This is a genomic window from Algoriphagus aestuariicola (assembly GCF_017254835.1).
Lineage (GTDB): Bacteria > Bacteroidota > Bacteroidia > Cytophagales > Cyclobacteriaceae > Algoriphagus > Algoriphagus aestuariicola.
On sequence record NZ_JAFKCW010000001.1, the window covers coordinates 616,137 to 633,291 of the forward strand.

Annotated in this window: 17 protein-coding genes; 11 read left to right on the forward strand and 6 right to left on the reverse strand. The window is 47.0% G+C overall.

Annotated features, from left to right (window positions below; genetic code table 11):
* The first annotated feature begins 54 nt into the window (after positions 1–54).
* On the forward strand, positions 55–1,251 hold the full coding sequence (gene kbl, locus J0A67_RS02590) for a glycine C-acetyltransferase (protein WP_206567708.1): 1,197 nt from the start codon (positions 55–57) through the stop codon (positions 1,249–1,251).
* A gap of 80 nt (positions 1,252–1,331) precedes the next feature.
* Here kbl and cdaA read toward each other — a convergent pair whose 3' ends face one another.
* Both cdaA and folP read right to left on the reverse strand, forming a co-directional pair.
* Positions 1,332–2,207 (reverse strand): diadenylate cyclase CdaA, encoded by an 876-nt coding sequence (cdaA, locus tag J0A67_RS02595; protein ID WP_206567709.1) that lies wholly within the window; start codon positions 2,205–2,207, stop codon positions 1,332–1,334.
* Complete coding sequence (gene folP / locus J0A67_RS02600; protein WP_317195034.1) at positions 2,204–2,980, reverse strand: dihydropteroate synthase; 777 nt, start codon at positions 2,978–2,980, stop codon at positions 2,204–2,206. Before folP ends, cdaA begins: the two co-directional genes overlap by 4 nt.
* Positions 2,981–3,102: 122 nt before the next feature.
* Between folP and J0A67_RS02605 the strand changes: the two genes are divergently transcribed.
* Genes J0A67_RS02605 through J0A67_RS02615 form a run of 3 tightly spaced genes read left to right on the forward strand, consistent with a single transcriptional unit; the run spans position 3,103 to position 5,262 of the window.
* Positions 3,103–3,648 (forward strand): DUF1599 domain-containing protein, encoded by a 546-nt coding sequence (locus tag J0A67_RS02605; protein ID WP_206567711.1) that lies wholly within the window; start codon positions 3,103–3,105, stop codon positions 3,646–3,648.
* Entirely contained in the window at positions 3,641–4,738 is a 1,098-nt protein-coding gene (locus J0A67_RS02610) for a BT_3928 family protein (protein ID WP_206567712.1), read from the forward strand. Before J0A67_RS02605 ends, J0A67_RS02610 begins: the two co-directional genes overlap by 8 nt.
* Positions 4,735–5,262, forward strand: a complete 528-nt coding sequence (locus tag J0A67_RS02615) for a shikimate kinase (RefSeq protein WP_206567713.1) — start codon at positions 4,735–4,737, stop codon at positions 5,260–5,262. The genes J0A67_RS02610 and J0A67_RS02615 overlap by 4 nt, the downstream gene beginning before the upstream one ends.
* Here the strand turns inward: J0A67_RS02615 and J0A67_RS02620 are convergent.
* Both J0A67_RS02620 and J0A67_RS02625 read right to left on the reverse strand, forming a co-directional pair.
* Complete coding sequence (locus tag J0A67_RS02620) at positions 5,252–6,766, reverse strand: OmpP1/FadL family transporter (RefSeq protein WP_206567714.1); 1,515 nt, start codon at positions 6,764–6,766, stop codon at positions 5,252–5,254. The genes J0A67_RS02615 and J0A67_RS02620 overlap by 11 nt on opposite strands.
* 78 nt (positions 6,767–6,844) lie before the next feature.
* On the reverse strand, positions 6,845–8,188 hold the full coding sequence (locus tag J0A67_RS02625) for a hypothetical protein (protein WP_206567715.1): 1,344 nt from the start codon (positions 8,186–8,188) through the stop codon (positions 6,845–6,847).
* Between the two features lie 121 nt (positions 8,189–8,309).
* Between J0A67_RS02625 and proS the strand changes: the two genes are divergently transcribed.
* The 3 genes from proS (at position 8,310) to floA (ending at position 11,372) form a co-directional block, all read left to right on the forward strand.
* A complete protein-coding gene (gene proS, locus J0A67_RS02630) occupies positions 8,310–9,791 on the forward strand; it encodes a proline--tRNA ligase (protein ID WP_206567716.1) in 1,482 nt (493 codons plus the stop codon).
* A 105-nt stretch (positions 9,792–9,896) separates the two neighbouring features.
* Positions 9,897–10,355 (forward strand): NfeD family protein, encoded by a 459-nt coding sequence (locus J0A67_RS02635; RefSeq protein ID WP_206567717.1) that lies wholly within the window; start codon positions 9,897–9,899, stop codon positions 10,353–10,355.
* 6 nt (positions 10,356–10,361) lie between these two features.
* Positions 10,362–11,372, forward strand: a complete 1,011-nt coding sequence (gene floA / locus J0A67_RS02640) for a flotillin-like protein FloA (protein ID WP_206567718.1) — start codon at positions 10,362–10,364, stop codon at positions 11,370–11,372.
* A 13-nt stretch (positions 11,373–11,385) separates the two neighbouring features.
* Here the strand turns inward: floA and J0A67_RS02645 are convergent, their stop codons facing one another.
* Complete coding sequence (locus tag J0A67_RS02645; protein WP_206567719.1) at positions 11,386–12,954, reverse strand: WG repeat-containing protein; 1,569 nt, start codon at positions 12,952–12,954, stop codon at positions 11,386–11,388.
* An 83-nt stretch (positions 12,955–13,037) separates the two neighbouring features.
* The gene (hemA, locus tag J0A67_RS02650) at positions 13,038–14,306 is read right to left on the reverse strand and encodes a glutamyl-tRNA reductase (RefSeq protein ID WP_206567720.1); all 1,269 of its coding nucleotides are present in this window, start codon (positions 14,304–14,306) and stop codon (positions 13,038–13,040) included.
* A gap of 177 nt (positions 14,307–14,483) precedes the next feature.
* Between hemA and J0A67_RS02655 the strand changes: the two genes are divergently transcribed.
* The 4 genes from J0A67_RS02655 (at position 14,484) to J0A67_RS02670 (ending at position 17,111) form a co-directional block, all read left to right on the forward strand.
* A complete protein-coding gene (locus J0A67_RS02655; RefSeq protein ID WP_206567721.1) occupies positions 14,484–15,173 on the forward strand; it encodes a ComEA family DNA-binding protein in 690 nt (229 codons plus the stop codon).
* A 125-nt stretch (positions 15,174–15,298) separates the two neighbouring features.
* Positions 15,299–15,775 (forward strand): type I restriction enzyme HsdR N-terminal domain-containing protein, encoded by a 477-nt coding sequence (locus J0A67_RS02660; protein ID WP_206567722.1) that lies wholly within the window; start codon positions 15,299–15,301, stop codon positions 15,773–15,775.
* A 67-nt stretch (positions 15,776–15,842) separates the two neighbouring features.
* Positions 15,843–16,559 carry a Crp/Fnr family transcriptional regulator gene (locus J0A67_RS02665; protein WP_206567723.1) on the forward strand — a complete coding sequence of 239 codons (717 nt, stop codon included), beginning with the start codon at positions 15,843–15,845 and terminating at the stop codon, positions 16,557–16,559.
* Between the two features lie 75 nt (positions 16,560–16,634).
* Positions 16,635–17,111 (forward strand): rhodanese-like domain-containing protein, encoded by a 477-nt coding sequence (locus J0A67_RS02670; RefSeq protein WP_317195035.1) that lies wholly within the window; start codon positions 16,635–16,637, stop codon positions 17,109–17,111.
* Positions 17,112–17,155: the final 44 nt, after the last annotated feature.

Genomic DNA, 17,155 nt, shown 5'->3' on the forward strand with positions numbered 1-17,155 from the left:
GTTTTTTGATCAGCGGATGTCCCGAAAAAGCCAATCAATTTTAATCTATCCCATATGTACGACCAGTTTAGGCCCAAATTGCAAGAAGAGTTAAAAGGCATCGAAGAAGCCGGACTTTTCAAAAGAGAACGCATCATCACTTCCCCCCAAGCCGCCGAGATCACCGTGGCCGGAGGCCAGCAAGTGCTCAACTTCTGCGCAAACAACTACCTAGGCCTGTCTTCCCATCCCCGTGTGATCGAGGCTGCGAAGGCCGCCATAGACTCTCACGGATTTGGCATGTCTTCCGTGCGCTTCATCTGCGGCACACAGGATATCCACAAGGAGCTGGAGCGAAAGATCTCCGAGTTTTTGGGCACAGAGGATACCATTTTGTATGCTGCGGCATTTGACGCTAATGGAGGCGTGTTTGAACCCCTTCTCGGTCCTGAGGATGCAATCATATCTGATGCGTTGAACCACGCTTCGATTATTGATGGGGTCAGACTTTGCAAGGCGATGCGCTATCGCTACGAACACAACAATATGGCTGATCTTGAAAAGCAGCTGCAGGACGCCGTGGCGGCAGGAGCAAAGCAAAAAATCATTGTAACCGACGGTGCCTTCTCCATGGACGGAACCATTGCGCAGTTGGATAAGATCGTAGAACTGGCTGAAAAATACGAAGCGCTTGTTATGTCCGACGAATGCCACTCGACCGGATTCATCGGGAAAACGGGCCGGGGAGTGCATGAGCACTGCGGCGTGATGGGAAAGATGGACATCATTACCGGAACTTTGGGCAAAGCACTCGGAGGCGCGTCAGGAGGTTTTACGTCAGGAAGAAAAGAGATCATCGAACTTCTTCGTCAGAGATCCAGACCTTATCTCTTTTCGAATACACTCGCTCCATCCATCACCGGCGCCTCGATTGCCGTATTTGATCTACTTTCGGAGACTACGGCCTTGCGGGACAAGCTTGAGGAAAACACCAAGTACTTCCGCGCCAAGATGACTGAGGCGGGATTTGACATCAAGCCGGGCGAACACCCAATAGTCCCCATCATGCTCTATGATGCGGTTCTTTCCCAAAAGATGGCTGAAAAAGTGCTCGAAAAGGGAATTTACGTGATCGGATTCTACTATCCGGTAGTGCCGAAAGGACAGGCGAGAATCCGTGTACAAATCTCGGCTGGCCACGATAGACATCACCTAGACCAAGCTATCGCAGCTTTTGTGGAAGTCGGAAAAGAGCTGGACGTGATCAAGTAAGAAGGTACGTTAAGTAGGAAACAATAAAACCGGCAGGAAATTACTCTCCTGCCGGTTTTTTGCTTCAGAGCGTCCGAATTTTAGGTCTTTCCGGAAATGGCCAAGTTGCGCCTGGTGGTGAGGTCATATTCCGAGAGGTTCTCAAACCGATCATCCAAATCCTCGTTGTTGAGGTAGTCATTGATTATTTCCCTGATTTCCTGGAATGAAAGGTTGTGGAGCACTTTCCCATTTTTCATCATGGAAATCTGACCGGTTTCTTCCGAAACTACCAAAATCAAAGCATCTGTGGCCTCGGACATCCCGATTCCCGCACGGTGCCTAAGTCCGAATTGCGCCGGAACCTCCCGCTCGGTGACTGGCAAGATACAGCGGGCAGCCTTAATGCGGCCTTTATAAACGATCACTGCTCCATCGTGCAGCGGACTGTATTTGTTGAAGATCGAGATGAGCAGACGCTTCGAAAGCTCGGCATCGAGTATGTCCCCACTTTCCGCATAGAATTTTAGCTCAGTGCTACTGGAAATGACCATAAGGGCACCGGTATTACTTCCTGCAAGATTTTTGGCAGCATCGATGATCGGACTGATATTGAAGGAGGTGTTTTCTTTTTTTCTCCAAAAGAAAAGGATGTCCTTTAAGATGTTGTCGTCGGAGAAGATGGAAGAGCGCCCGACAATGAGAAGAAATTTTCTGATCTCAGGAGCAAATATGATAATCGCTGCGATCACACCCACACCCATAAACTGTCCTAAAATAGCGGACAACAATTCCATTCGAATCGCCCTTACGAGAAGGTAAATCAGGTAGAGGGATAGGAATCCCAAGAAGATTTTGATCGCGACGCTTCCTTTGAGCAGCTTATAGACTTGGTATAGGAGCGCCGCAACGAGCGCGATATCTATCATGTTGACGATAGAGATATCCAAAAATCCTATTTTGAAAAGCAGGCTCAAGGGTATAATTGTTCAAATAGTTTAATTGTTTCTTTAGCTTCCTTAACGTCGTGAACTCTCAGGAGGTTCGCGCCCTGAGTGAGCGCAAACATATTCAATGCCGTAGTACCATTGAGTGCTTCAGAGGCTTGGATTGCCAAGTTTTTGTAAATCATTGATTTCCTCGAAATCCCCACCAAAAGCGGTAATTCCAGAACCTCAAAACTCCTAAGATTTTTCAGAAGAAAGTAATTCTGCTCGATCGACTTCGCAAACCCAAACCCGGGATCGATAATTACATCTTTGATGCCAAGTTTTTTAAAAAGATCCACTTTTTCCGAGAAATAATACAGTATTTCTGCTAAAATATCAGAATAATTGGTTTGGTTCTGCATGTTTTTAGGATTTCCACGCATGTGCATGGAAATATAGGGAACTCCTAGCGTGGCGACCATCGGCAGCATGTCATCGTCAAGGTCTCCCGAGGATATATCGTTGATGAGGTCCGCGCCTGCCAAGATGGATTCCTTTGCGACTTTGGATCTAAAGGTGTCAATGGAAATAAGGATCTCCGGAAATTCGGCACGGATAGTCTCTACGGCCGGAACTACGCGATCTAGCTCTTCCTCCACAGAAACTTCCGCCGCTCCTGGCCGTGTGCTGTAGCCTCCCAAATCCAAGAAATCAGCACCGTCTTCTATCATTGCTCTGGCTTTCGATAGAATGCGATCCGGATTGCCATCTAGGCGACTTCTGGCAAAAAATGAATCGGGAGTCAGATTTAAGATCCCCATTATTTGGGGTTTGTCCAGGCCAATTAGCCTTCCCTTGATTTGAATGGAATGTTTTTGGGAAAATAATTTATCTTCGGTCGAAGAAGACGGACTGGATCCGGAGAGCATTAAACTAACTTATTTTGGAGACGAATACCAGCAACGAATATAATCAAGTAATCGACCGATGTAAAGATTTGTTCCGAAAGAAGACCCTAGACTACGGGACAGCCTGGAGGATTCTGAGGCTTCCTTCAATCACCGATCAGATTTTCATCAAAGCCCAGCGTATCCGATCCATCCAGGAAAAAGGCAACCAGAAGGTAAATGATCCAATTGTCGACGAGTTTGTAGGCATTGTGAACTACTGCATCATCGCGCTGATCCAGATTAGCCTGAAGGATGACCTGCGGATGGAAATTCCCTATGCTGAGCTGGAGCCGGTGTATGACCGGTGGGCAAATGCCACAAGAGGCTTGCTTGAAAATAAAAACCACGACTATGGGGAAGCCTGGAGGGATATGCGTGTGAGCTCAATGACGGATATTATCCTGATGAAGCTGTTCCGGGTGAAGCAAATCGAAGACAACCAAGGCAAAACAATCGTCTCAGAAGGCATTGAGGCCAACTATCAAGATATGATCAACTATTCGGTCTTTTGCCTCATCAAACTAGGATATCATGAGTAAAAACACCGTGCTATGGGTGCTCCGGATTTTGGTCGGGGGCCTTTTTATCTTCTCCGGTTTGATCAAGATAAATGATCCTGTGGGAACTGCTATCAAGCTGGAAGAATACTTTGATGTGTTCTCCAATGATATTGCGGGCTTTTTCACGTATTTCAAACCATTTGCCCTGCATATAGGAGTCGTCTTGGTGGTCGCGGAAGTGGTGCTTGGGGTAATGCTGATCTTGGGCGTGAAGCTGAAGCAAACCGTTTGGGCTTTGGCCTTGATGATCTTGTTTTTCACATTCCTCACCTTTTATTCGGCGTACTTCAACAAAGTGACCGATTGTGGGTGCTTCGGCGACGCGATTAAACTGACTCCTTGGGAATCCTTCTACAAGGACATCATTTTGCTGATCATGATTTCGGTCCTTTTGTTTTTCCGCAAAGACCTTCCCGAAGAGACTCCAAAGTGGGCAGCTGTATCGGCACTTGTCGTCTTGGTCCTTTCCTTTGGAATTGCAGTATGGGCGATCCGCAACCTGCCGTTTATTGATTTCAGGGCCTATAAAAATGGGGTCAGTATCCCGACGAACATGCAGCCGTCCTCCCAATTGGAATATACCTATGTGATGAAAAAGGGAGGAGAAACCTTCACTTTTGACCAGTATCCTACGGACGAAAGCTACGAATTTGTCGAGATGGTTCTCAAAAATCCTGAAGCGCTGCCCAAGATCTCCGACTTTGCCGCTTGGAATGCGGAGGGCGACCAGTCCGAGTTTCTTTTCGCAGGGAATAAAGTCATCATCCTCAGTAGCAATATGGCCAAGATGAGCGAGGCGAACCTGGATAAGCTGGCGGTCTTGGTCAAATCCCTCGAAGGAGCTCCCGTGGACGTGGTATTCATGGCTGCGGCTACCCAAGAGGAGATTGATGCCTTTTTGTCCAAGCAAAACTGGAGCGTGATTGGACTTCAGGCGGACGCCACGGTCGTGAAGACCATCATGCGTGCAAACCCCGGGGTCATGATCTTGAAAGATGGTGTGGTGATGGAAAAGTACCATCACAACAATACCCCGGAAGCCACCGATGTCTTGGATCTATTTCTATGAAAAATCTGAAAGTTGTTTTGGTAGGCTTGCCTGGTTCGGGGAAAAGCACCTTTGGGCGACAACTTTCCCATGAGTTGCGATTCCCATTTCTGGACCTCGACCACCAAATTGAAGAAAAGTTCGCCATGAAAATTCCCGAGATTTTTTCAATTCATGGAGAGGGCAAATTTCGGGAGTGGGAGACGGAAACATTGGCGGGGCTACTTCAAAAAGACTCTTCTTTTGTGCTGGCAACAGGCGGCGGTGCGCCTTGCTTCAATGATAATATGGACCTAATCAATGCCTCTTCTATCTCGGTATATTTGGACGTTCCTTTGGATTCCATTTCTGAAAGGCTGAGAGTGTCCAAAGTCCAAAACCGCCCGATGTTCCAAGGACTAGGCCAGGGAGAAATCACACTAAAGTTGAAAAGCCTCCTCGCCGAACGCGATGCGTTTTACAGCCAGGCAAAAATAAAGCTCAGCGGGGAGGATTTTTCCGCTGAGCTGCTGATGTACGAGCTGATCAATCAGCTCAAAAACTAAACCCGACCGTCAACACCCCGGAGGTGATGTTGTTTTCCATTTCGGTCACTGGGCCATAGTTGTTGCCGTTCTCATCTAGGACCTGATAGCTTCTGTAGAGTCCGTTGTATTTTTGGTTGAACAATGCAAAATCAATGGAGAAGGACTGGAGTTTTACACCAATTCCCCCGCTGATTTGCTGCGTGCTTTGGTCAACCCCAGGAGAATCCGCATAAGGATCCCCAAAGTAGGCATATCCCGCCCGCAGTCTCAAGGCATTGAATCTGGCTTCCCCACCGACGCGATAGTTAATCGTGCTGGCATAGATGCTTTGGATGACTTGGTTGTCCGGCCCCTCGTCAAAATCGTTGGAATTAATCCTCCCAGCGCTATAATCCACCCAATCCACGTCAGCTGAAATGAATCCGTTCTTGCCCAGGAAGAAGGTCGCTCCGCCGCCAACTTTCAGCGGAGTATTCAATCCGTAATTGCTGATGACAAGGTCGCTGATTGCTTCTTGGCGGCCCAAAGTGATATCCTCTTGCTCGTAATAGTAGTTGTTGTAGTTGGCTGTCATGCCTGCTTCATACTCTTCATTCAAGGAATACCAAGTCGGTGTCTGGAAGGTAAAGCCAAGGTTCAGGTAGTCGATAGGCTTATAGATCAAACCAAGGTTCAAGTTTACCCCGATTCCGTTGATGTACAGGTTTTCTCTCAAACTGGAATTGGCGAGCGGTTGATCCACGAACTCCTCATTGTAGGTTTTGAAGGAAGAAAACGAGAGCGATCGTATTCCCAGCCCCCCCCCAACAAAAAACTTGTGGTTGAAATTCGCGCCGTAGGAGAAAGACATCTGGTTGGCGCTACCCTCTTGCGTGATGTTTTCATCTTGGAACGGGAAACCCAGAACAAAAGATTCGTAGGTATCAGGATTTGAGATTGGATTCCCTTGTTCGTCGAACGCGATCGGATTGATCTGGTAGGTTTGATATGCCAAGCCTGTCAAGCCGTAATTCTCGATCTGACTTTCCGGGATGCCAAATGCATCCTGCAGATAAAAATCAATGATAGAGCTCTGACCTAGATCGTCGGAGTAATAGCCGAACTCAGTGTTGAAATTGGCGATCCTTTGAAAGCTTATCCCGAAAGCGCCGCCTTTGAAGGCCTTGGATTCCAAATCACTTTTTGGGCTTGCCATTACATAGCTTGCATTGGGTAGGGAGAAATTTGTGGTATTGTAAGTCCTGCTTTGATCCAGATAGCGGGTGTCTACTTTCCAATCCGCATATCCCAAGCTAACGCTTGCCTCTGATGTTCTGAAGAAACCCAAGCCAGCGGGGTTGCCGGCAATATTGGAAACATCCCCGCCCAATGAATATTGCGTTCCGCCGATTCCTATTATTCTTGCTGAACCTGAAGGATTGGATCTGCTGAAGCGATAGGCATCTTCATAGTAACCACTTTGGGCGAAAGCTCCAGCGATGGAGAGTGAACTGAGGGTGAGAAATACTGTCAAAAACCTCATTAAACTGAATGTTTGATTGTAAGAAATAAACGGTTGGAAAGCTTTTTTGTGCTGAATTGTCGAAAAAAAAAGGGGAAATTAATTTCCCCTTCCTCCTCTGGATCCGCCGACGCTACCGCCGGAAGATCCGCCCGAGCTTCTGCTGGGAGAACTCATGCTGCCACCGGAGCTTGACCTACTAGGCGAGCTGAAAGTGGATGAATTGTTGGATCTACTTGGAGTTACCGATCTATTATATGATGGACTCGTGCCCCTGTTATACGACGGAGATGTAGATCTGGTGTTGTACGATGGGGAACTGCTTCTGTTGTATGAAGGGATACTTCCCCTGTTATAAGAAGGGCTTGTAGTTCTTGTGTTATAGCTTGGATTAGAGCTTCTTGACGGACTTCCGTAGTTTCTTGAGCTATTGATCGAGTTGCTATTAATACTTGGTCTAGCAGAGGGAATCGTGCTTCTAGATCGGGTGCTAACAGTTCGATCCGCAGCTGGAGAACTGATATTTCTCGAAGTTGCAACTCGGCTTCTGCTGGAGCTGTAATAGTCGTTTTGGGAGCTGCCAAAATCTCTGGTAGCTACTCTCGAATTACCAGTTGAAACCAGTCTTCTTGCGGAAGGATTGCCAGCGTTGGCACTATTTCTAGCTTGTGCCCTAGCCGTACTCGGCATCACGCCAGCCGTAGAAGGTCTGATTCCGGTGTTGGTGATGGATGAACCTCTGGTTGGTCTTGCGCCATAAACCACTCTTCTGTCACCATATTCCCCTCCTGGGAGTATGTAGGAAGGATAACCGGGATATACAGGATAGCCGTAGCCATACATAGGATATCCCCAACCATAGCCTGGATACATTGGATATCCCCAGCCATAGCTAGGAAACATTGGGTACCCAAAACCGAAGCCAAGTCCTATAGAGAACCCGGGCATAAAGCCCCAACCATAGTTGAAACCCATGTATGGGGACATGCCCCAGCCGAACGGACTGTATCCAAAACCCAGACCAAAGTTGAAATTAACATTTGAGAAACCATTGCCGGTGGAAGTACCATTGCTGGACGCGGTATAGTTGTCATATGCATTGATATTTCCAGTACCAGCTTGAGATTCAGCCGAATCGTCAAAATAAACAACCCCATCTTCACTGGTAGTTGTACTTTCTGTAGCCTGGTATCGGGATATGTATTCTGGGTTCACATTTCTGGAGCTGAAATTCTCCTCTGCCAATGCAGGCTCCTCAGATATGTTTTTGAATGACTGGGGATTGTTATTGGCTACTGCATATTCTGTAGCAATTTTCACATCCGAAGCCATGAAATACAGATTGTCATCCGCACCACTTGCGGCCATTTTATTAGTAGTGCAGGAAGAGATGACAAGGGATCCAACTAGAACTGAAGCGGTAATGAGGGTGAATTTCTTCATAGGAGAAGTTGATTGTTGTCTTGTTATACGAGCTGAGAATCCTTAGGTTATTCTTTTTGGATTATATTTGCGAGCCCTAATTAAGCAAATTTAAAGACATTTTAACATTCTATCCAACCTAATGAGTAAAGGACTTCCAAAACGCAGTGAGGATTATTCCCTGTGGTACAATGAATTGGTGAAAAAGGCCGACCTGGCGGAAAACTCCGCTGTGAGGGGATGTATGGTCATCAAGCCGTATGGGTACTCGATCTGGGAAAAGATGCAGGCGCAGCTTGACAAAATGTTCAAAGAAACCGGCCACACCAATGCCTATTTTCCGCTTTTCATCCCCAAGTCCTATCTCAGTAAGGAAGCAAGTCACGTGGAGGGCTTCGCAAAAGAATGTGCAGTCGTGACCCACTACCGCTTGAAAAATGCCGAGGATGGCTCCGGCGTTATCGTTGATCCTGAGGCGAAGCTGGAAGAGGAGCTCATCGTGCGACCTACCTCCGAGACGGTGATTTGGAGTACCTATAAAAACTGGATTCAGTCTTACCGCGACCTTCCTTTGCTGGTAAATCAGTGGGCGAACGTTGTGCGCTGGGAAATGAGAACCAGACTGTTTTTGAGGACTTCCGAGTTTCTTTGGCAAGAAGGGCACACCGCTCATGCGACTGCAAAGGAAGCGATGGACGAGACCGTTCAGATGATGAATGTCTACGCCCAGTTTGCTGAGGAATACATGGCGGTGCCGGTAGTAAAGGGCAGAAAAACCGAAAACGAAAGATTTGCGGGCGCCGACGAGACCTTTTGCATCGAGGCAATGATGCAGGATGGAAAGGCCTTGCAGGCTGGAACTTCCCATTTTCTGGGACAGAATTTTGCAAAAGCTTTCGATGTAAAATTTGCTACCAAAGAAGGAGGTTTGGAATACGTTTGGGGAACTTCGTGGGGTGTAAGTACCCGATTGATGGGCGCCCTAATCATGGCTCACTCCGACGATAACGGTCTGGTACTTCCTCCGAAACTGGCGCCAATCCAGGTCGTGATCGTACCAATCTATAGAGGTGAGGCTGAACTCGAGGCGATCTCCGTGAAGGCAAAAGAAATTATGGGAGAGCTTCGCAAAGCTGGAGTTTCTGTGAAATTCGACGATCGTGACACGCAGAAGCCGGGTTGGAAGTTTGCTGAGTACGAGCTGAAAGGTGTTCCGGTGAGAATTGCCCTTGGTCCAAGAGACTTGGAAAATGGCACGATCGAAATCGCTAGAAGGGACACATTGACCAAAGAGACCTTTGATCTTTCCTCGCAGCCTATCGTCGATAAAGTGACTGGCTTGCTGGAAACTATTCAAGAGAACATCTATAAAAAAGCCTTCGACTTCAGGGCCTCTGTGACTTCTGAAGTCAACACTTGGGACGAATTTCAGCAAGTGCTAGAAGAAAAAGGCGGATTCGTCTCTGCCCACTGGGACGGAACCTTGGAGACTGAGGAAAAGATCAAGGAACTGACCAAAGCGACAATCCGATGTATTCCTCTGGACAGAAAGGAAGAAGAGGGCGCCTGCATATATTCAGGTAAGCCCTCAGCTGGCCGCGTCTACTTCGCGAAAGCCTACTAAAATCTAAAGCCGGAAATTCACTTCCGGCTTTTTTCTTTTATTCTAATAGGTTTGATCCCCGAAAGCCGTATTTTAGGCCTGATTCTATCTCCCATCGCTCAAGCCATGACTATTTTAATACTGACCAGCTTGCTTTCCATCGGGTTGATTTTAATTCTCATTGAGGTTTTTCTGATTCCCGGGACGACCATCGTGGGGATTTGTGGTTTCTTAGCCAGCCTGTTGGGAGTGTATTATGCCTTTCTGGTTTTTGACAGTGGGACTGCCCTTTGGGTAGCTGGTATTGCTGCGATTGCAAATCTTGCCGCGATCTGGTACGGGTTTACATCGGGAGTTTGGAAGCACTTTTCCTTGAAAGGAACCATGAAGGGAGGAGCCTTCGACGGGCGCACGCTTGGTTTGGCAGCCGGTATGGTTGGGAAAGCAATTTCAGACATTAAGCCCTTTGGCAAAGTTCTCTTTGGAGACCAAGTTTACGAAGTGAAATCCGAGGAGGGTTTTATCGAAGTAGGGAAGACGGTCAATATTATTAAAATTGAAAACAATAAAATTCTAGTCAAATAAAACTTTATGGATCCCAATAGTTCTTTGTTTTTGTTGATTGCGGCGTTTTTAGGCATAGTCGTCCTATTTATCTTCCTGTACTTTGTGCCGGTCGGTCTCTGGATAACGGCTATATTTTCCAATGTACGGGTAGGATTGCTGGAGCTGGTAGGAATGCGGTTTCGAAAAGTACCTCCCAGTGTGATTGTTAACTCCCTCATCACGGCTACCAAGGCTGGGCTGCATCTCACTACCGGAGATTTGGAAACCCACTATTTGGCCGGGGGCAACGTGCCCAATGTTATCAGAGCCTTGATTTCTGCAGACAAAGCCAACATCAGTTTGAGCTTTAAGCAAGCTACTGCGATCGATCTTGCCGGACGTGACGTGTTTGAGGCGGTGCAGATTTCCGTCAATCCCAAGGTGATCAATACCCCCAACGTCGCCGCGGTGGCGGCGGATGGGATACAGCTGATCGCAAAAGCCAGAGTGACGGTACGAGCGAATATTGCCCAATTGGTCGGAGGTGCCGGAGAGGACACCATTCTTGCCCGAGTGGGAGAGGGGATTGTCACTTCGATTGGTTCTGCGGCGACCCACAAGTCCGTGTTGGAGAATCCTGACAAAATATCCAAGCTGGTTCTTCAGCGTGGTTTGGATGCGGGAACAGCTTTCGAAATTCTTTCCATTGATATTGCGGACATCGACGTCGGAGCAAACATTGGTGCGAAACTTCAGATCGATCAGGCATCTGCGGACTTGAAAGTTGCTGAAGCAAAAGCCGAAGAGAGACGTGCTATGGCGGTGGCTTTGGAGCAGGAGATGAAAGCTAGAAATGTGGAGATGCGGGCGAAGGTAATAGAAGCCGAGGCGGAGGTTCCTAAAGCTCTTGCAGAGGCTTTCCGTTCTGGCCAACTTGGTGTGATGGATTACTATCGAATGGAAAACATCAAATCGGACACCTCGATGAGGGACTCGATCGCCAACTCAGATAAGGATTCAAAAGATTCTGGCTCGGGGAAATCCGAGAAGAAATAGAAAAAGGGAACTTTTAAGCTCCCTTTTTTCTTTTTCCGGCTTCAGACTCTATTTCTTGAATCACGACTGGTTTATAGAGTTCTTTAGCCAAAAGCTGGTTGCCTGACCAATCGGTGACGATTTCCTGGTAGTTTACAGGTACGATCACTTCGCCGCTTGGGGTGATAGCGCCTGTGAGGCCGTCTTTTCTTACAATCAGAAAGTCGGTACTTTCGACCTGGATGTACTCAAATTCGATGGGGAGCATCTCGACACCCGAATTGTCCAACAGCCCCTGTTTTCCGGCCTTTTCCACCAAAAAATACCCCTCTTTCAATCTGCAAACCTTGTCAAAACCATTCTCATTTAGCACTTGCCCCTGTTTGTTTAAGAGATGGAATTGCCCGTTGGCTTTTGCTATGGCAATCCCAGCCGAAAAGTCTTTGATATCATCCCATTTGGCTTCGCTGATAATCTTCCCATCGATTCCGATCAAGCCCCAAGCAAGCGTGTTTCGGTATTTGGCGATCTGCTCCGAAAAAGTCCCTGTTTCGGCAAATTGAGGTTCTATTACCCAGGTGCCTGATGAATTGACAAATCCCGTCATTCCCTTCTTTGCCGCCGGAAAGAGCCCTTCGCTACCTGACTTGATCCAGTCCAGGTCGACCGTCGGTTGGACCTCCCAGCCTTTTTTGCCCAATAAACCCAACTTGTTTTCCCTAAACTTAACGTTGTATAGATTGTCCTGCACTAGACTCACGGACTCCATCCCCACGGCGTCGAGCAGGATTCCGTCTTCTTCCATCACGCGGCGGAGCTTGCCGTGGATGTATTCTAGTAGAAGGCCGCCTTCCTTGGTGATCTTGTGATAAGAGTTGTAGGCTACATCGGATTTCACCTCGTCACCCTTGATCAGCAGGTATTGGCTTTCGTCGAATCCGTAAAAATAGTCGCCCCGGTTATGTTCCAGTTCGTCGACAACCGGATCCATCACATAGTCGCCTTCGATATTGATGATTCCGAAACCTGTGGATTCCTTTGCGAGAAGGTAGTTGCCTTTGTTTTCCAAGAGAAGTTGGAAAGGGTGTTCTGGATCTTTGGAGAGCGGGAGATAATAATTTCCGTTTTTCTGGGTGATCAGCATCCCGTGATGGGTTAGTCTGGCATTGTCCAGCCTGCCGAGCGCAGTGGTTTTTCCGTTTCCTTTTTCGAAAAGCCAGTATTCTTGCCCCTTTTTTCCCAAAAGAAAGTTGAAATAGGTCTGGATTTCATCGTATTCGAGCGACATGGCTTGCTGACCGTATTCATGGAATGCGCCGATTCCTTTGGGGCCTTTTACCAAAATCCAAGGAGAAAGGTATTGATAGATTTCGTCGCCTTGGAGGTCGACGACCGGCCTCAGATCTCTTGAGAGCATGGCCAATCCATTTTCATTCTTGCCGATGATCACCGATTCGCTAAGCACTTCGATTTTGTCATAGATAGCCCGGGACTTAAGTTTTCCCTGCAGGTCGTATACTTCCCAAGTTTGGGAATAGACAGGGGGGAGAGTCAGGAATAAAACAAAAACGACAAGCAGGAATCGGACGCGAGGGGAAATCATGGAGGAAATTCAATTTGGCCTAAATATAAAATGACCAAAGGACTCGATGTGGGCCTTTGGTCATTTCTCTGGAAAATATTTTCTTATTTTTCGGTTGTGATCTTTTCCAGGTCGAAGAGGTCGGTAATAATCTCGATCAGCTCCTCTGCCTCGTCTCGCTTGCAAGCGGCCCTGAGCTGTACCACCGGCACTTTCAGTATCTTCTGCATCATGCTTTTGGTGATTTTGTCGATCAGCTCGTATTCCTTTTCGCCGACATTTTTCAGGTGTCTGCTCAGTTCTTCCTGACGAATTTGTTCCAGGGACTGCTTGAGTTTGTTGATGGTAGGGAACACCATCATCTCTTTTTTCCAGCTGTAAAACTCGACGATGCTTTCTTCTATGATGGCTTCCACCTTTGGTACTGCTGAAAGTCTTTTCTCCAGGGCTTCAGAGGCCTTGCTACGGATATTGTCCACGTTGTAGAGTACGACGCCTGACACGTCTTCTACTGATGTCTCTATGCTTCGAGGCACCGACAGATCGACCAGTAGCTTGTAGCTTTGAATGTCAAACTGCTTAACGAGCTCCTTGGTGATGAAGGGTTCGTTTTTCATGATGGAGCAGACGATCACATCGGCTTCATTCATTGCTTCTCTGCAATTCTCAAAAGGAACCACTTCAAAGCCCAACTCCGCCGCGATCTGTTCAGCCTTGGATTGGGTGCGGTTGGTGATCTTTACTTTTGCGTCAGGCAGGTGAACCATGTTTTTGGCCACATCCTCACCGATTTCACCAACGCCGATCAAGAGAATCCTAGGTTGGAAAATATTAGAGGTGAGGCTGTCTATGAGTTCAATAGCCGCATAGGAAAGGGATGCCGCACCATCGCGGAAGCTTGTCTCTTGTACGATTCTTTTGTTGGTGAAAAAGATCGTATGCATCAGGCGGTGCAGGAAGGGCCCGGCCATATCCAAGTCGGCCGCCGTCTGATAGGCTCTTTTTACCTGATTTGAGATCTGGATGTCTCCGACTACTTGCGCTTCCAAGCCCATTGAAACCCGGAACAAATGGGAAATTGCCTCCCTGTCCTCATTGAATATTTCAAAATATTCCAGGTAGTTGACCACATCTGCCAGCCCTTTTTCCATCCCGACGAGCTTAATGATCTCGGTGCCCAAGTCCAGCGCGTGGCTATAGTAGACCTCGGTCCTATTGCAGGTAGAAAGAATCAGGACATCTCCGGGATTGAAAAACTCTTTGATTTTCAGGAGAATGCTGTGAATCGACTCTTCATCCAGAGAAATCATTTCCCGGATCTGTACAGGTGCGGTTTTGTGTGATAAACTTATAGCCCGAAACTTGGTGTGCATTTTTACAAGTTTTGCATTGCAAATTTAACAGACTCTTGCCCCTCAAAGGTTTCTTTCTTGTAAATGCCGGTTAATTTAGAATTCATCTAAATAAAATAATCGGGTCACACTCTAAAAACATGTCATAGGAATTCGCAGGCAATAGTATTAACTTATACGTTGTTTAATTTTTTAGCCATGAAGGAACGTGTTTTTTATTGGATGAAGTTCTACTTGGGCTTTTCGGGCAAGGAATCCCGAGGCTTTCTAGTTCTGATTCCGGTGTTGCTTGTTTTCGGGCTTTTGCCAAATGCCATAAGGTATTACAAAGACAAACAGGCTTCCGGCATCCTCACAGACTACCGATTCTCGCTGGATAGCATGGAAAATCTCGACTTTAAGCTGACTGCTTCTCCACTTCCCACTTTCAATCCAATGGATACCGTCAAGTCCTCCCGTAATCAGAGACAGCTGGAGAATATCAACCGGATACCCTTTTCGCAAGCGGACTCGGTCACCCTGCAAATCGTGCCCGGGATTGGCCCTGGCACAGCATCCAGGATAATCAAATACCGGCAGCAGTTAGGGGGATTCCACAGTCAGGAGCAATTGTTGGAAGTGTATGGCCTCACCGAAGATTTAGCTTCGACTCTTTGGGAGTTTTTTGAATTTGATAGTTTGATTTTCAAAAAAATCCCAGCCAACAGTGCTACAATCGAAGAGTTTTCCGCTCACCCTTATATCAGCTACGGGGAGGCCAAAGTGTTGGTGGCCTATAGGAAGCAACACGGCGAATTTCTCAACACTGACGAATTATTGAATATCAAGATCTTCAAACTGGAATGGGTACAAAAGATCAAACCCTATCTGGATCTGAGCGGGAATTAGCTACTTGGTTTTCCAAGAGATGTTAGTGCTGACTGATGGAGTGCCTAGGATTGGCCTATTTATTTCCATGTCGCCCTGCGTTTTGTCTGTTGTCCGAAGATGTTTTTTTTGCACATCTTTGAAGCATGACTCGTCCCCAGGAGCAAAAGATTAAACTTCCCGGATTGAATCTTCCGCATTTTGAACCCGTCTTGAAAAAAGCGGAGGATAAACTTTGGATTTTTGACTCGTTGCGGAAAAAGTATCTGGTGTTGACTCCCGAGGAATGGGTTCGACAGCATTGGGTTAATTTTTTGATCTACCACCACGACTATCCGCAGGGCCTATTTTCATTGGAAAGAGGACTAACCTACAACCAGCTGAGCAAGAGAACTGATTTAATTGTTTTTGACCGTGAGGGTTCCCATTATTTGCTCATCGAATGCAAGGCTCCCAGTGTCAGAATAGATGAAAAAACCTTGCGTCAGGCGATGGTTTATAACCAACAGCTAGATTGTCAGAACCTTGTGCTATCCAATGGATTAAGCCATGTTTACCTTGCCTATTCCGAAAACGATGGCAAGTTCATCCAAACAAAAAATCTTCCAGGACCTCCGAAATAACAAGTTTATTTATATGATATAAATCAGATTTTCTATAAATTCAACAAGCGATTTTTACCGATATATGATGACTAATCATCCATCCAACACCCCCTGTGCCGCTTGTACGAGCAGAAAGTTTTCACTTTTCTCTGATTTGCCTGAATCCCAGATATGCGTCATTTCAGATCATAAAAATCTGATTTCCCACCGTAAGGGACAGATCCTTTATTATGAAGGAACTAAGCCTTTGGGAATATTCTGCATCAATTCTGGAGTGGTCAAGATTTATAAAACTGCCTCTAATGGCAAAGAGCAAATTATTCACCTGGCCCAAAAAGGAGACTTTTTGGGCTATGCTGCACTCTTGGGCGAGGAAAACTATTCCAACTCGTCCATGATCATCGAGGACGCCAAAATCTGCTTTGTGCCCAAGGATGTTTTTTTGAGCTCTTTGCTCCGCAACTCCGAGTTTTTCCGCAAGGTGGCCAAGTCCCTCAGCCATGAAATCGGCGTGATGGAGGAGAAGTTGACCAATGCCACCCAAAAGAGTATCCGTGAGCGACTCGCTTATGTTTTGCTTCAGCTTGGAAACACCTATGGAGTAGAAGGTGGAGGCAGCCAAAAAATCGACGTGACACTGAGTAGAGAAGAGCTAGCCGGTATAGTCGGCACAGCGACCGAATCCGTGATCCGTCTGCTCTCGGAGTTCAAAAAAGACAAACTGATCGAACTTGAAGGAAAAAAAATCATCATCAAAGACCGAAGGGGCCTAGCTCGGCTGTCGGATTTTTACGGAGGTTAGTTGGATAATGTTCATACAATACCCGACCTTTGGAACGTGAGTTGTCCTCGGTTTGTACATTCAGTCTTTCGCCTAGTGCTTTTTTTCATCCCTTACTATTTCATTGCAACTCCTTCTTTTTCGCAAAATCTGGCCTTCGAAAAGCTGCTGGAAAGTCTTTATGACGAGAGCTTTCCCATCGTGATGCCTAGTCAAATAGCCGAATTGTCAAACTATCAGGTCCTGGATACCAGGGAAAAAAGCGAGTTTGAAGTAAGCCATCTTCCCGGCGCGCAATGGGTTGGCTATGACACCTTCAAACTTTCCAGCCTCTCAAAGTTAGAAAAGGAAATGCCCATCCTCGTCTATTGCACGGTCGGTGTGAGATCGGAGGATATCGGCAAGAAGCTCCGTGAGGCGGGTTTTACGCGCGTGTACAATTTGTACGGAGGCATCATCAACTGGGCAAATGCGGGAAAGGAACTCGAGGCCAAAGGCCAGGCGACAGAGCGAGTCCATACCTATTCCATGGCTTGGGGGATTTGGCTCGAGCAGGGAGAAAAGGTCTATTAGGCCTCCAAATGTCTTTTTGCAGACAAAACGCCAATTTCATTTAC